This is a genomic window from Pseudomonas sp. BF-B-26 (genome assembly GCF_019956495.1).
Classification (GTDB): Bacteria; Pseudomonadota; Gammaproteobacteria; order Pseudomonadales; family Pseudomonadaceae; genus Aquipseudomonas.
Window position 1 is genome coordinate 29,520 of the sequence record NZ_JAHBDP010000124.1, and the last position, 14,319, is coordinate 43,838.

Annotated in this window: 13 protein-coding genes; 9 read left to right on the top strand and 4 right to left on the bottom strand. The window is 54.9% G+C overall.

The window, feature by feature from the left end:
- Both aguA and KGB03_RS27440 read left to right on the top strand, forming a co-directional pair.
- Positions 1 to 1,107: an agmatine deiminase gene (gene aguA / locus KGB03_RS27435; protein WP_192409832.1), complete on the top strand. Its 1,107-nt coding sequence runs from the start codon at positions 1 to 3 to the stop codon at positions 1,105 to 1,107.
- Between the two features lie 243 nt (positions 1,108 to 1,350).
- The gene (locus tag KGB03_RS27440; RefSeq protein WP_046052216.1) at positions 1,351 to 1,563 is read left to right on the top strand and encodes a hypothetical protein; all 213 of its coding nucleotides are present in this window, start codon (positions 1,351 to 1,353) and stop codon (positions 1,561 to 1,563) included.
- Between the two features lie 195 nt (positions 1,564 to 1,758).
- Here the strand turns inward: KGB03_RS27440 and KGB03_RS27445 are convergent, their stop codons facing one another.
- The gene (locus KGB03_RS27445) at positions 1,759 to 3,849 is read right to left on the bottom strand and encodes a TonB-dependent receptor (protein WP_223530313.1); all 2,091 of its coding nucleotides are present in this window, start codon (positions 3,847 to 3,849) and stop codon (positions 1,759 to 1,761) included.
- A gap of 254 nt (positions 3,850 to 4,103) precedes the next feature.
- Between KGB03_RS27445 and KGB03_RS27450 the strand changes: the two genes are divergently transcribed.
- The 3 genes from KGB03_RS27450 to KGB03_RS27460 all read left to right on the top strand — a co-directional run bounded on the left by KGB03_RS27450 (position 4,104) and on the right by KGB03_RS27460 (position 7,519).
- On the top strand, positions 4,104 to 4,775 hold the full coding sequence (locus tag KGB03_RS27450) for a DsbA family protein (RefSeq protein ID WP_223530315.1): 672 nt from the start codon (positions 4,104 to 4,106) through the stop codon (positions 4,773 to 4,775).
- 253 nt (positions 4,776 to 5,028) lie between these two features.
- Positions 5,029 to 6,312 (top strand): OprD family porin, encoded by a 1,284-nt coding sequence (locus KGB03_RS27455; protein WP_223530317.1) that lies wholly within the window; start codon positions 5,029 to 5,031, stop codon positions 6,310 to 6,312.
- Positions 6,313 to 6,703: 391 nt separating this feature from the next.
- On the top strand, positions 6,704 to 7,519 hold the full coding sequence (locus KGB03_RS27460) for a Fic family protein (protein WP_223530326.1): 816 nt from the start codon (positions 6,704 to 6,706) through the stop codon (positions 7,517 to 7,519).
- Between the two features lie 257 nt (positions 7,520 to 7,776).
- Here KGB03_RS27460 and KGB03_RS27465 read toward each other — a convergent pair whose 3' ends face one another.
- Together KGB03_RS27465 and KGB03_RS27470 are read right to left on the bottom strand one after the other, a co-directional pair.
- Entirely contained in the window at positions 7,777 to 8,070 is a 294-nt protein-coding gene (locus KGB03_RS27465; protein WP_223530328.1) for a DUF3077 domain-containing protein, read from the bottom strand.
- A 668-nt stretch (positions 8,071 to 8,738) separates the two neighbouring features.
- Positions 8,739 to 9,665: a hypothetical protein gene (locus KGB03_RS27470; protein ID WP_223530330.1), complete on the bottom strand. Its 927-nt coding sequence runs from the start codon at positions 9,663 to 9,665 to the stop codon at positions 8,739 to 8,741.
- A gap of 507 nt (positions 9,666 to 10,172) precedes the next feature.
- Here KGB03_RS27470 and KGB03_RS27475 point away from each other — a divergent pair.
- The 4 genes from KGB03_RS27475 to KGB03_RS27490 all read left to right on the top strand — a co-directional run bounded on the left by KGB03_RS27475 (position 10,173) and on the right by KGB03_RS27490 (position 12,706).
- The gene (locus KGB03_RS27475; RefSeq protein WP_149416692.1) at positions 10,173 to 10,394 is read left to right on the top strand and encodes a tautomerase family protein; all 222 of its coding nucleotides are present in this window, start codon (positions 10,173 to 10,175) and stop codon (positions 10,392 to 10,394) included.
- Entirely contained in the window at positions 10,391 to 11,047 is a 657-nt protein-coding gene (locus KGB03_RS27480; RefSeq protein WP_192409843.1) for a DsbA family oxidoreductase, read from the top strand. Before KGB03_RS27475 ends, KGB03_RS27480 begins: the two co-directional genes overlap by 4 nt.
- 43 nt (positions 11,048 to 11,090) lie before the next feature.
- Positions 11,091 to 11,801, top strand: a complete 711-nt coding sequence (locus KGB03_RS27485) for an SDR family NAD(P)-dependent oxidoreductase (RefSeq protein ID WP_223530332.1) — start codon at positions 11,091 to 11,093, stop codon at positions 11,799 to 11,801.
- A gap of 62 nt (positions 11,802 to 11,863) precedes the next feature.
- Positions 11,864 to 12,706: an oxidoreductase gene (locus tag KGB03_RS27490; protein ID WP_223530335.1), complete on the top strand. Its 843-nt coding sequence runs from the start codon at positions 11,864 to 11,866 to the stop codon at positions 12,704 to 12,706.
- A gap of 87 nt (positions 12,707 to 12,793) precedes the next feature.
- Here KGB03_RS27490 and KGB03_RS27495 read toward each other — a convergent pair whose 3' ends face one another.
- A complete protein-coding gene (locus KGB03_RS27495; RefSeq protein WP_111449443.1) occupies positions 12,794 to 13,783 on the bottom strand; it encodes an Abi family protein in 990 nt (329 codons plus the stop codon).
- Between the last annotated feature and the right edge of the window lie 536 nt (positions 13,784 to 14,319).

A 14,319-nucleotide genomic window follows, 5' to 3' on the forward strand; every position in this document is an offset into this window, starting at 1 on the left:
ATGACCACTTTGCACAGCACGCCTCGCGCCGACGGCTTTTACATGCCCGCCGAATGGGCGCCGCAAACCCAGACCTGGATGATCTGGCCCGAGCGCCCGGATAACTGGCGTCTGGGTGGCAAACCGGCGCAAGCCGCGCACGTCGCGGTAGCCAAAGCCATTGCGCGTTTCGAACCGGTGACCGTGGCGGTTTCCGCCGGCCAATACGAAAACGCCCGCGCCCGTCTGGACGTGCCGAATATTCGTGTGGTGGAAATGTCCAGCGACGACGCCTGGGTTCGCGACACGGGGCCGACGTTTGTCATCAATAACGGCGGCGAAGTCCGTGGTGTGAATTGGGACTTCAACGCGTGGGGCGGTTTCGACGGGGGGCTGTACTCGCCGTGGAATCGCGATTCCCAGGTCGGCGGCAAAATCCTCGAGATCGAGCGCAGCCAGCGCTACCGCACCGAGGGCTTTGTGCTTGAAGGTGGTTCGATCCACGTCGATGGCGAAGGCACACTGATCACCACCGAAGAATGCCTGCTCAACCGCAATCGCAATCCGCACATGAACCGTGCAGAGATCGAAGCGGTGCTCAGCGCGAATCTGGCTGTGGATAAAATCATCTGGCTGCCGGACGGTTTGTTCAACGACGAAACCGACGGCCATGTGGATAACTTCTGCTGCTACGTGCGTCCGGGCGAAGTGTTGCTGGCCTGGACCGATGACCCGCAGGACCCGAACTACCCGCGCTGCCAGGCGGCAATGAAAGTGCTGGAAAGCAGCACCGACGCCAAGGGTCGCCCATTCACGGTGCACAAGATGCCGATTCCGGGGCCGCTGTATGCGACCGAAGAAGAGTGCGCGGGGGTTGATCCGGTGGACGGGACTCAGGAGCGTAATCCGACCGTGCGTCTGGCCGGTTCCTACGTGAACTTTCTGATCGTGAACGGCGGCATCATCGCGCCAAGCTTCGACGACCCATTGGATGGCCCGGCAAAAGAGATGTTGCAGGCACTGTTCCCGCAGCATGAAGTGGTAATGGTGCCCGGCCGCGAACTGTTACTGGGAGGCGGTAACATCCACTGCCTTACCCAACAACAGCCAGCCCCCCACAAAGAGTGAGTGCGGTTGTAACAGCTTGAGTTGATTGCAAAATAGTCCAGGCAAACGTTTTCGCTCACGGTTTAGCACAAAGCCCGCAGCCCTACAGGACTGCGGGCTTTTTTGTATCCGCTTGTCGACAGTTGCGAAACTTTGGCACAGCTCTTGTATCGCTCAGGGTGTAACAGGGAGGGGGAGAACTGCGATGTTCTGTCATAAACCTTGGATAAGTTAGCCGCTCACAATCCAGGAGAGAGCGCGGAAATGAACGCCGAAATGAATGTGGTGAGCGAGCGGGCGTTGCATCCCCTGGCAGTAAACAGCGAATCGCTCCAGGTCCTGGCGCACTGGTTGAAGTCCAATGGAACGCGTCAGATCAGAGAACCTGATCCGCGCCGGACGATGATCGAACGCTACCCCGCTGGTTTATTCAGCGAAGCGGAGCTGGAAGCGTTGTGGGATGTGATGGAAGGATAAGAAGAAAAAACAAAGGATTGGTAAAAGCGCTGCCGGGATGGCGGCGCTTTTTTATGGGCGGAGGTTTTTTCGTGATCACTGGAGATCAAAATGTGGGAGTGAGCCTGCTCGCAATGGCGGTGGATCAGTCGACATCGATGTTGACTGCCCGGCCGCTATCGCGAGCAGGCTCACTCCCACAGGGTTTTGCGGTGTTTAAAAGCTGTAGGTCCCGGTCACGACCACGCTGCGCGGTTCACCCGGCTGAATCTGCGCCGCACGGGTGGCCGACGAGTAATAGGTCTTGTCGCTGATGTTGTTCAGCGCCGCGCGCAGGTCCCAATCCTTCTGCCGGAACCCGGCCAATGCATCCCAACGGCCATAACCTGGCAGCACGGTGGTGTTGAGGTTGTCGGCGTAACGCTGGCCCACCAGGGTCAGGCCGGTTTCAGCGTACCAGCCCATTTCCGGCTTCCAGGTCAGGAACAGGCTGCCGTTGTGCTTGGCCACGTTGCTGATGCGCTTGCCTTCAAAGCCGTTGTTGTCCTTTACGACCGTCGCGTCCTGCACACCCACGCCACCGCGCACGTACCAGTTGCCGGCGATTTTGCCGGTGCCAGTCAGCTCGATCCCGCGGGAACGTTGCAGGCCGGTCATTAAGGTGACGGTCGGATTGTCGGGATCGCTGGTACGGCGGTTGTAGAGTTCCAGTTCGTAGATCGCCAATGTGGTGCTCAGGCGATCATCGAGCCAGTCGCTCTTCACGCCGATTTCCTTTTGCTTGGTCAGCTCGGGGCTCAGGTCGTTGCTGTTGCCGGCGGCGCCTGGGGTGATACCGATCAAACCACCGCCGACCGGGGAAAAGGTCTTGGTCCAGGAGGCGTAGAAGGAATGATTCTGCAGCGGCGTCCACACCAGTCCTGCACGCGGGCTGGTGCTATGGCTGTCGCGATCTTCGGAAATGTCCCGCAGCTTGTTGGTCGACTCGATGTCGAAGGTGTCGTAACGCAAACCCGCCAGCAGTTGCCATTGATCGTTCAGGCGCAGTTGATCCTGCACATACACCGCACGGCTTTCGACTTCGGTGTGGGTGCTGCTGGACACTTGCATCCGCCCGGTATGGCGCAAATTGCGGTCGGGGTTGTACAGGTCCAGCGCTGGCACCGGCTGAGTCCCGGGCCCGGTGGCCGCGTTGTACAACGTCGGATCGCGCCGTTGGCTGCCGATTTCGATACCGGTCAGCAAGCGATGTTCAAGGCCGAACGTGTCGAAACCGCCTTCCAGCTCGACGTTGTTGTAGACATTGCGGGTGGTCAGGTCCTGTTGCCAGTGCTGGCGCGTGACCTTGTTGGTCGCCGGGGTGTAGCCCGTCAGGTAGGTGTTGTCGAAATCGCTGTTGAGCTTGAATACGCCGAGGGTGTGGCGCAGCTGCCAGTTGTCGCTGAGCTCATAACTGAGCTTCGAGCGCAGGGATTGCGACTTGTCGTCGATGAAATCGTGCTCGCTGCCGTAGGTCGTATCCCGTCCTACGTCCGCCGGGCGTCCGTTTACCCCGGGGATACCGCGATCCGGCGTACGGTTGTAGCGGCTGTATTCGTACTGCACCAGCCAGTTCAGGTCCGGCGTCAGTTGCCAGCTCATCGACGGAGCGAACAGTTGGCGATTGCCGCTCACGCCATCGCGGAAGCTGTTTTGATCCATGTTGCCCATGTTCAGGCGCAGGCTGATGTTCTCGCTCGGGTCGGTGCTGAGGTCGGCGTAGAGGCTGCGTAAATCATCGCTGCCGCCCTGGGCTTCGAGGGTCGAGCGGCGACCGAATTCAGGCAGTTTGCTGACCCGATTGACGATCCCGCCCTGACTGCCACGGCCATACAAAACAGCGGCCGGGCCTTTGAGCACTTCGATGCGTTCGATGTTGTGCAAATCGCGCACGTATTGGCTGTCGTCACGGATGCCGTCGAGGTAGAAGTCGTTGCTGGCGTCGAAACCGCGGATGCGCAGGCTGTCGAAGCGAGTGTCGGCGCCGCTGCTGACGTTGGGGATGCCGCTCAACGCGGTGCCCAGATCGTTGGTGCCGTAATCCACGACGTTCGCGGTTTTAATCGAGTCGATGGCTTGAGGAACGTAGCGCACTGGCGTGGCGGTACGGGTTGCGGTGCTGGTTTCCTTCACACGCGGGTCATCGGCTTCAACTTCGGCACTGATCGACGTCTCGGGTAAAACAGTGGCGGCGGCGCAGGCAAAACCGGCCGAGAGAAATGCAGAAAGCCCAAGGGTGACGGGCGTGAGGCGAAAGGGGGCAGGCATCTGAAGCGCATCCGAAAGGGTGGAGAAATTCGAGGGTGCGAATGGTAATGCTTGTTATTTACCTACGTTAATTATTCTTGAAAAGTTCCGCTGTTTGATTATTTCTAATTGTGTCGAGATGGCTGCAGTGGGGTCATGAGGCCATTCGACCGATTCATGAAACAGACTGAAAGCCATTCCAGCGTTTTTCAGAAACGGGCGGAGGACTAATCTGCCGGCATCTCGTTTTCCTACGCTTTTGCCGGAGTCTTCCCATGATCCTTCACTACATTTACGACCCGTTGTGCGGCTGGTGCTATGGCGCAAAACCGCTGGTGCAAGCCGCTCAGGCGGTGTTGCCAGTGATCGCCCACGGCGGCGGCATGATGACTGGCGCCAACCGCCAGACCGTCTCGCCACAACTGCGCAACTACGTGATGCCCCACGACCGTCGCATTGCCGAGTACACCGGCCAGCCGTTCGGCGAGGCGTATTTCGAAGGATTGCTGCGCGATGAGACAGCGGTGTTCGATTCCGCACCGCCGATTGCCGCGGTGCTGGCAGCCGAGCAGATCACCGGCCGAGGACTGGAGTTGCTGGGGCGTTTGCAGAGTGCTCACTACGAGGAAGGTCGACGCATTGCCGATGAAGCGGTGTTGTCAGAACTCGCGAAAGACATCGGACTGGAACCTCAAGCGTTCCAGGCTGCTTTCAAGGAAGCTGAAACCGATCGCCACATCAAGGACAGTCGAGCGTTGCTGGCCGAAGTCGGCGGTCAGGGTTTCCCGACCTTCGCCCTGGAACGCAATGGCCAATTTACCCTGATCGATATCGGCCCGTGGCTCGGCAAGCCGCAAGCGTTCGCGGCATGGCTGAGTCAGTCGCTGCCCGCACAAGGGTCATCATCGGCGCTTCAAGCCTGTGGCCTCGACGGCTGCGCCCATTGACGTCGACCAGTGATTTCTTAGACGTTTTTCGCCTATTTACAGACGATTCATGAAATTGACACATCGTTAAGGGCGCGGCTAGGATTCGCCCCACGCCTGTGGCCAACCGCCACGACTCATAAAAATAACAAAAAGGCCCGCCACGATTTCTTCGTGCGCGGGCCTTTTTGTTTGGGGTGAAAAAAGAGCGCGATAGCGCCGTTTCAGCCGTTCGACACAGTGCGTATCAACCGATCATAAGGAAAAGAACAAAATGTTGAACAAGCGAATCAGCCTGATCGCTCTGGGGATTTTGAGTGCTACACAGGTCATGGCTAACGACCAGGCCGAATCCAAGGGTTTTGTTGAAGACAGCAGCCTCAAAGTGCTGCTGCGCAATGCCTACATCAATCGCGACAAAAAAGACGGCAACGACGACCAGCGTGAATGGGGTCAGGCTGCCATCGGCACCTACACCTCGGGCTTCACCCAAGGTACCGTCGGCGTGGGCGTTGATGCCTTCGGTCTGTACGCCTTGCGTCTGGACCGTGGTAGCCACAGCGGCGGCCAAGGCATCGACTTTTTCAAGGAAGGCGACAGCGGTAACCCGGCCGGCGACCTGGCCAAAGCCGGAGGCGCGGTAAAATTCCGCGTATCCAGCACTGTCCTGACCTACGGCGACCAGATGCCAGTGCTGCCGGTGTTGAGCTATGACAACGGGCGTCTGCTGCCGGAAAGCTACACCGGCACGCTGATCACCTCCAAAGAGATCAAAGGCCTGGAGCTGAACGCCGGTCGCTTCACCGCCGAATCGCGCAAAAGCGCTGAAGGCCATGACAGCGGCGGCCTGAAGTCGATCAACGTGTTGGGCGGCAGTTACCAGTTCACCGAACAGTTCAAGGCTGCGCTGTACGCTTCCGACGTCGAAGACGTGTTGAAGAAGCAATACGTGAACGCCAACTACGTGTTCCCGATCGACAAGGATCAGTCCCTGACCCTGGACTTCAACGGCTACCGCACCAAGCTGGACGATTCCTACGTTCGCGAAAGCGGTGCGACCGGCGACGACAACAAAATCTGGAGCCTGGCCGCCACCTTCGCCACCGGCGCGCACTCATTCACGCTCGCCCACCAGCGCAGCACCGGCGACAGCAACCTGGGCTATGCCTACGGCGGCTACCAGAAGGATCAAGGTCGCGTCGGCGACGGCGGCAACACCATCTACCTGGCGAACTCCTACTGGTCCGACTTCAACGCCGAAGACGAACGCAGCTGGCAACTGGGCTACGGCCTGGACTTCAGCACCTTCGGCATTCCAGGCCTGAGCTACAACTTCGCCTACGTGCGCGGCGACAACATCACCACCTCCACCAGCGAAGGCGGCACCGAGCGCGAAATCTTCAACCAGTTCAAATACGTCGTGCAAAGCGGCCCGGCCAAAGACCTGAGCGTGAAACTGCGCAGCTCGATCCTGCGTGTCTCGCAGAAATCGAGTGAGTACAACTCCAGCGGTAACGAAGTGCGTGTGTTCGTGGATTACCCGATCAACATTTTCTGATGATCGGTTGCGCTATCGAGGCCTGATGTAAGGCTGAGAAAGGAAAAGCCCCGACTGGTTCGTAATGCTGTTCACTTAAGACATTCTTCAGTCGAGCTAAAACCTGTGGCGAGGGGATTTATCCCCGTATCGGCTGCGAAGCAGCCGTAATCCAGGCAACTTAGTCTGTCTGAAAAGACGCTGGGGCCGCTTCGCAGCCCAACGGGGCGGTGCGACGTTTCGCTAAATCCCCTCGCCACAAATGTGGACGCCGCGCTTAAGTGAACAGCATTACCGACTGGTTCGGGGCTTTTTTTTGGATGAAAGGGGGCGGCGTTGCGGGTTTTCATTGCGTGAGGGGCTCAGTGGGAATGTCCGGATTCGAAACGGTTTTGTGCATAAAGCCAGATTTATGATCGTTTTTGAGCAAGTAAAATCGTTTTTATGCGGTTGGGGTCAGTTCGACGGTGCCCAACCCCCGGAAAGCGATCTGGAGCGGATGCTGGAAGGCATTCGCATCTTTCTGAATCGTACTCAAGGGCAATCCCCAGTCATGCGCAGTGCTGTAGCAGCGTGCGCTTTCGTGTATATCCATCCGCTGGCCGACGGCAACGGCCGGGTCCATCGCTTCCTGATTAATGACATTTTGCGGCGTGATGGGGCCATTCCAGACCCGGTGATTCTTCCGATTTCAGCAGTTATCACCGACGACTCTGCTGAGCGGCGTCTTTACGACAGCGTGCTGGATCAGGTTTCAAAACCGCTCATGCAAGGCGTACGAGACCAGGTAGCATTCGCCAACACTCGTACGCAATATCCTGACGGCGTGGTCTCGAATATTGAATTCACAGGCCAGGATCAGGCCCGCCCGGTGTGGCGCTATCCGAATCTGGGGCCACACGTTGTTTTCATGTCTAACGTCATTCGCCGCACCATCACCGAACAGATGCGTGAAGAGTCGCGGTATTTGCGCAGTCACATAAGGGCCAGGCAGGCAATCAAGGAGGTCGTTGAGATGCCTGATCAACAGGCTGATCGGCTCTTGCGATCCATAGAGCAGAACGAAGGGAAGCTGAGCAACGTATTGGCAAAGGAAATGCCTGTGCTGGCAAGGCCGGATATTTGGGCCGCCATTATCGAAGCTGTGGCTCAGTCGGTTCGGGGGGAGGAGCCGATAGACAGTAGCGTGAGTGATCGATATCACCCGAATCAGCCAGTGGGTCGATGACCGACTTACGCAAAAAGCCCCGAATCAATCGTTGTTCACTTAAGCGCGGCGTCCACATTTGTGGCGAGGGGATTTATCCCCGTTGGGCTGCGAAGCGGCCCCAGTGTCTTTTCAGACAGACTAAGTTGTCTGGATTACGACTGCTTCGCAGCCGAACGGGGATAAATCCCCTCGCCACAGGCTCTAGCTCGACTGAAGAATGTCTTAAGTGAACAGCATTACGATTGATTCGGGGCTTTTTCTTGTGTGCGATTTGTTTAGGGCGCGACGTTACTGGTTCGGTTGTTACCCGGTGCATCGAGCACCTTCGCTACGTCATCGATGATCGCCTTACTCATATCCTGCAAAAAATGCGACGCCCAGGCATGCCGGTCGGTGTCACGAACCATGGCGGCGTCAGATGCGAGAAGTTTGGCGATGTGGAGCAGGTCGGAGGCGTGGGAGAGGGCCTGGATGACCGGGACGCCGGCGTTGATGCGGAACAGCGGTTGGTTGCCGTGGTAGGAGAAAGGGGTGAGGCCGATGGTTTTCAGGTCTTGGGGGTTGGTCATTGGGCACCTCCGGTTTTTGGGCGGTGGTGGGGGGTGACCATTGAAGCAGTAACGCAAATTTTGGACGGATCGATAGCGGGCATTAGCAAAAACTCCTGAATCAAAGTTAGAGCTACCACGTTCGTTATCAGGCGAATGGGTGGCAGCTATGCGCGGGCTGATAAACCGGAGATACAGGAACCCGGCAGACCCGAAGGTCTCCCACGCACAGCCGCCATTGCACGGAAATGCAGGCATAAAAAAACGCCAGCAATCGTGATTGGGGCGCTTGTGCGCCTGTATCTTACTCGGGTTATCAGGCCCGGTCGCTGAATTGGCAGCGATGACTTGACGGTAGCTTGAGGAGGGAGGGTGCGCAATCGTGGCTAGGTGATGGCGTGGGGTAAATGTTTCAGTGATTTATGGTTGGGCAATATTTATTGATCAGCCACAATATATCTAATCAAGACAATGTTTAATTGTAGCTTTGTTAGGTGGATGGAGGGCGCCCCAAAGGGCGATAAAGCTAAAGAATACATGCTGAAGTCTTTTGCACGAATTGCATATGCGTTGTTGTATTGGGTTTTGTACTATTTCTATGAAAATCAAGCCTCTATAGAGTGATCTGGACAATGTTAGTTGTTTGGGGTTTGCTCTGGATTGCGGCTTAAGTTGAGGCGTATATATTGCTAGCGATTAGTCATGTTTTCAATTTTAGGATTGCACTTGGCAGTTGAAAATTTATATCCTGTTTTTGCATCTGGAACAGCCACAATGGCATACTTATAACGTATTTGAGTAATCGAGCTTCCTGTAACATCGGTTAGGCCGCATACGCTAGGGGGGAGATGAAATGAAGAAAGTACTAATAGTTCGCGAGAAGCTTTATTAAACCAGTCGCTGGATACAATTTTCGCAGCGTAAGTAGGTATTATTATAATTGCTAATAGCAACCCAAAATATATTGAGAATAATTTAAATAATTCATATTTTAACTTTTGGCTGATAGTTCTTTTAATTGGTTCGCCCATGTATTTGGTGTTTCTTTTTGAGAGCCTTGACTGTGGAGCGATCAGCAACCAAATCCCGATTACTGTATAGGCTAACATACCAATTGCGGTTGCCACGTAGGTCCAAGCAAAAATGGACATTATGATCGTAAAACATTTTTGAGCTACCGGGAAAGCTGAGGCTTCCGCCAAAGTTATCTCGCTGATAAACATATCAGTGATCGCGCTAACAACTACAGAAACAATAAGAGTTAGGAGGGCAGTCGCTGACACAATTAGTTTTTTGTGTTTACTATAAACCTTTGAAACTTTGAAGTGCCTCCACGCTAAGATGAACGTCGAACCTAGGCAGATTACAGCTAAAGAGATGTTCCAAATTTCCGGTATAATAATCCCATCTTTCTTCATCAATATAGTGACAGGGATGACTATTAAGATAATGGTGTAAATTACTGCGGATAGTTTGATTTCAAGTTTAGTGTTGATATATGTTTTTGGGTGGATAAGTTCTTTTGGGATTTTATTTTTGTGATGTGCATATTGAAGTACAAACGAAATCGGAAGGCTTAAGATTAGAATGCTAATCACGGCTAAATAGATGTGCATGTGTGTTCAGATTTATTAATGAAATTTAATGATAGCCATTTGGCATGATTTGGTCAACAGGATCTGTGTTAGAAATTAAATAGGATCTGGTTTTTTGGTGAGAAAGGCGAGGAACGATCGGTACGACAAGCTAATAGGGAGTTCATGAATTGTTATTGGAATGATTAGTTTGTGCTGCGAGAAAATAGAAAATATCACCTGATAAGTAAGTCGCTGCAACTGTCCTGTGAGGTACTCGAAGAATACCAATAAGATAATCTGGGGGCGGTCAATTGGTTTCAGATTGAGACATTAAGTTTTTTCTTCAGAAAATAGGAGATTTTACTATGTTAACCCTCTGCGTTTAGAGCCCCCCCCTGTTTGGTCGGTACGAACCCTTGAAAACTCATTACACCACGTAACTAATGATGTTCCCGCCCCCACCTTTATCCCCTCCAGCTAACTCCCTACATTGAACTCCAACGCCGACCCATTCATTCCGAAGGGAAGGTCACTTGGAGATTCCTCATGCCTTTCGTAAGCGTACGCATCACCCGCGATGGCGTTACCTCTGAGCAGAAAGCTCAGGTGATCGCCGAAATCACTGAAACCCTGCAACGCGTCCTCAACAAGGATCCGCACCTGACCCACATCGTGATCGAAGAAGTCGATACCGATAACTGGGGCTACGCCGGCATCACCACCACCCAGTACCGCAAGCAGCTGGCTGAGGGGGAGGGGAAGTCATGACCGCGACCGTCTCCATCGATTTCATCTCCGACGTGGTGTGCCCGTGGTGCGCCTTGGGCGCAACGGCGCTGGAGCAGGCGATCGAGAACGTGGCCGGTGAAGTCGCGGTGGAACTGACCTACAAGCCCTTCGAGTTGAACCCGGACATGCCGGCAGTCGGCGAAAAAGCGGTTGAGCACTTGATGCGCAAGTATGGACGAACCGCCGAAGACGTCGCCGCCGGCAAAGCGATGCAGATCGAACGCGGCGCGGCCATCGGCTTCAAGTTTGATCTGGAGAAACGCAGCCACTTCTACAACACGTTTGATGCTCACCGGTTGTTGATGTGGGCGTTGCAGGAAGGGCGGCAAGTCGCACTGAAAAAGATCCTGCTGCGCGCTTACTTCACCGACGGCCGGAACCCGAGCGATCGCGAGACGCTGGTGGGTCTGGCTGCTGAAGCGGGACTGGATGCGGCGGCGGCTCAAGAGGTGTTGGCGTCCGGCGCGTTCGCCAAAGAAGTGCGTGAGCTTGAAGAGTTTTACCGCCAGCGCGGCATCAATTCGGTTCCGGCCATGGTGCTGAACGGTCGTCATCTGGTGTCCGGTTCGCAGTCGGTCGAGTACTACGAACAAATGTTGAGACAAATGGCGAAGGCCCCCGCCGAAGCCTGATTACTTACTTTTTCAAACCATCATTTATTAGTTGAGGTTCATCATGAGCAATTCGAAAAAAGTCATCGTCATTACTGGTGCCTCCCAAGGTCTCGGCGCAGGCATGGTCAAAGCTTTCCGTGATCTGGATTACAAAGTTGTCGCCACTTCGCGTTCGATCAAACCGTCCACCGACCCGGACATCCTCACCGTGGCCGGCGACATCGGCAACCCGGAAGTCGCCCAGCAAGTCATCCGTGAAGCCATCGAACGTTTTGGCCGAGTCGACACCCTGGTCAACAACGCCGGGATTTTCGTTGCCAAGCCGTTCACCGCGTACACCGCGGAAGACTACGCCAACGTGCTGTCGGTGAACCTGAACGGCTTCTTTTACATTACCCAACTCGCGATCAACGAGATGGAAAAACAAGGCAAAGGCCACGTCGTCAACATCACCACCAGCCTGACAGACCACGCGATTGACGGTGTGCCGTCGGTACTGGCTTCGCTGACTAAAGGTGGCTTGAACGCGGCGACCAAATCCTTGGCCATTGAATACGCCAAGCGCGGGATTCGGGTGAATGCGGTCAGCCCCGGCATCATCAAGACGCCAATGCATGGCGAGGAAACCCATGAAGCGCTGGGGAATCTGCACCCGGTTGGGCATATGGGCGAGATCAGTGATATTGCGCAGGCTGTTGTGTATCTGGACAGCGCCAACTTTGTCACTGGCGAGATCCTGCATGTGGATGGTGGGCAGAGCGCGGGTCACTAAGACCTGATCTGTCCCCAGCGCCGTCGATCAATGTCGACGGCGTTTTCATTGGAGAGCACACCATGAATGCCCACGTTCACAAGGTTTTCCTGATCACCGGGGTCAGTTCAGGCTTCGGCCTGGCTTTTTCACAAGCAGCGCTGGGGGCGGGACACACGGTGGTGGGGACGGTGCGGCGCGAAACTGAGCGTGCTGCGTTCGAAGCACTGGACGCCCATCGCGCCAAAGCGTTCGTGCTCGACGTCACCGATTTTCCGGCGATTGAGCCGCTGGTGGCCGATATTCTGCGCGAGGTGGGCCAGATCGATGTGTTGGTGAACAACGCCGGTTATGGTCATGAGGGCATCCTCGAAGAGTCACCTCTGACCGAGATGCAGCGCCAGTTCGACGTTAATGTGTTTGGCGCGGTGGCAATGATCAAGGCAGTTCTGCCCGGTATGCGTGAGCGGCGCAGCGGGCATATCGTCAACATCACCTCCATGGCCGGCTTTATCACGTTGCCAGGCATCGCCTACTACAGCGGCAGCAAATTCGCCCTCGAAGGCTTGAGTGAAGCGCTGGCCAAAGAAGTGGAAAGTCTGGGCATCCACGTGACCGCCATGGCGCCGGGCTCGTTTCGGACCGAATGGGCGGGGCGTTCGATGATCCGTTCGAGTCGCACATTGAGTGAGTACGACGCGGTGTTCGATCCGGTCCGCAAGGCGCGTGAAGAAAAAAGTGGCAAGCAGGCCGGCGATCCGCACAAAGCGGCGCAGGCATTGTTGACTCTGGTGGCTGCGCAAAAGCCGCCGGTTCATTTGTTACTGGGTAAGGATGCAGTGAGGCTGGTGCGCGAAAAGATTGCGCATCTTCAGGCGGAAATCGACGCTTGGGAGCACCTTTCGGAATCGACGGAATTCGACTGATCGAAACCCTCGGGGTATAGAAACTCAAACCCCGGGAACAACAAAGCCCTCGTATTTCTACGAGGGCTTTGTTGTCGTGCCGTATTTTTATTCGAGGAGCCATTGCGGTTGACGTTTCCAATCACTTGGAAAGCCCATTAGGCTCAAATTCGTTGATTCCAGATGGTCCATGATTTCTTCGAGACGAGGCTTCCAAAGGCTGTCTGGACTTATCAAGTCGGTTAGATACGCGAGTATCGTCAATACAATATAAAGCCGTTGCTTCGGCTGAGGTCTGTCGGCTGCTGCGTTTGGGATATTCCACTCTTTCGGAAGCGAAGGTCGAATTGAGAGTTCTCTGTTCCATAGCCGCGAGTGGTGTGCGCAGCAGTTTCGTATGAAGGTCAGGGTGTGGAGCCAAGAAGCCAATACATCGAATGGCAAGCGGAATCTGGCCGCAATAGCTTTCTTGTCGGCACTTCTGCCGATGGCATTAAAGAGGGTGGATACCGTTCCGAGGCTGAGTTCTTCAAGAATCGCCCATGCGGGCGGTAGTTCAGGAAGGGCATAGGTCGCGCCGTAGTACCGAAAATAGTTATCGCGCATACGGTTTTCGATCCTCTGTTGCTGAAGCCCATCTTCCTGTCGACCTCTTTTGATGCGATCAATCTCACGTCCGAATTTTTTTCGTTCTTTGCTCAACTGCTCGCGAAGGGGACGTAGTAGCTCGCAATGCGAGTAGGACGAGGAGAATACGGAAGCATCAGCAATCCAATCGGGTCCATATTTGGGGCACATGTGGTTACTGATGGTTGCTCGTATGGCGACTTCGACCCGCTCAATGGCATCCATGGTTATGCGCCGCAAAGAGCCATCGAACCGATAAATGTCGACTACCGCTTTCAGGGTGCTATCCGACTTGAAGGTGTGATCCGGCCCTTGTTCCTGAAAGGGACGCATATAGGGGCTCAGACGAAACAGCGTGACCACTTCGAGGAAGCGCATGGCCCTGTCGTCGTTGGCGACTTGTAGGCCTCGTTGCTTTAGCAGTTCCAATTGCTGTTCTACGCTGAGAGCCGGTTTGTCAAAGGGCCTCATGTAGCTTTTCTCCAGGCAAAAAAAACCCGCACGATTTGAGCTTGCTGACTGAGTCAACCTAGGCTTGGCGGGTGTGTTGGGGTGCATTATAGGTAGACGTGAGAGCCCGTCAACGTTGCACTGACGTGAAATTGTAACGGGTGGGCGTACAGGCACCGTCGAGGACAATGGTCTTGTCGCGGCAATCTGGCGACGTCCAGGGAGTTGATTTCCACACCCCAGAAACAACAAAGCCCTCATATTTCTACGAGGGCTTCGTTTTGTATGGTGCGGCACCAGACGAACGGTAGCTTTCTGCGGGGCTAGGTTTTCTGCGGGTCTGGAACTCGGTGGAAAATTTGGCGTACCCCGATAGGTAACTATAAATAAATCAGCTAGTTATGGCGTTCGGTGGAATCGAACTCGGGATTTTTTAGATGTCAGCACGTTGTCGGTCTGCAAGTAATTCAGAGCCGCATACGGAATGGTAAACCTCCCGAATTCGAACATTGTTGATCATCCCCTCCGTCGAGAATAGGTAGGAATCCGCCAAAAGC

What these genes read in the sequence shown, in the direction of transcription:
- aguA (WP_192409832.1), top strand. Translation starts at nt 1, where the DNA reads ATGACCACTTTGCACAGCACGCCTCGCGCCGACGGCTTTTACATGCCC.
- KGB03_RS27440 (WP_046052216.1), top strand. Translation starts at nt 1,351, where the DNA reads ATGAACGCCGAAATGAATGTGGTGAGCGAGCGGGCGTTGCATCCCCTG.
- KGB03_RS27445 (WP_223530313.1), bottom strand. Translation starts at nt 3,849, where the DNA reads ATGCCTGCCCCCTTTCGCCTCACGCCCGTCACCCTTGGGCTTTCTGCA.
- KGB03_RS27450 (WP_223530315.1), top strand. Translation starts at nt 4,104, where the DNA reads ATGATCCTTCACTACATTTACGACCCGTTGTGCGGCTGGTGCTATGGC.
- KGB03_RS27455 (WP_223530317.1), top strand. Translation starts at nt 5,029, where the DNA reads ATGTTGAACAAGCGAATCAGCCTGATCGCTCTGGGGATTTTGAGTGCT.
- KGB03_RS27460 (WP_223530326.1), top strand. Translation starts at nt 6,704, where the DNA reads ATGATCGTTTTTGAGCAAGTAAAATCGTTTTTATGCGGTTGGGGTCAG.
- KGB03_RS27465 (WP_223530328.1), bottom strand. Translation starts at nt 8,070, where the DNA reads ATGACCAACCCCCAAGACCTGAAAACCATCGGCCTCACCCCTTTCTCC.
- KGB03_RS27470 (WP_223530330.1), bottom strand. Translation starts at nt 9,665, where the DNA reads ATGCACATCTATTTAGCCGTGATTAGCATTCTAATCTTAAGCCTTCCG.
- KGB03_RS27475 (WP_149416692.1), top strand. Translation starts at nt 10,173, where the DNA reads ATGCCTTTCGTAAGCGTACGCATCACCCGCGATGGCGTTACCTCTGAG.
- KGB03_RS27480 (WP_192409843.1), top strand. Translation starts at nt 10,391, where the DNA reads ATGACCGCGACCGTCTCCATCGATTTCATCTCCGACGTGGTGTGCCCG.
- KGB03_RS27485 (WP_223530332.1), top strand. Translation starts at nt 11,091, where the DNA reads ATGAGCAATTCGAAAAAAGTCATCGTCATTACTGGTGCCTCCCAAGGT.
- KGB03_RS27490 (WP_223530335.1), top strand. Translation starts at nt 11,864, where the DNA reads ATGAATGCCCACGTTCACAAGGTTTTCCTGATCACCGGGGTCAGTTCA.
- KGB03_RS27495 (WP_111449443.1), bottom strand. Translation starts at nt 13,783, where the DNA reads ATGAGGCCCTTTGACAAACCGGCTCTCAGCGTAGAACAGCAATTGGAA.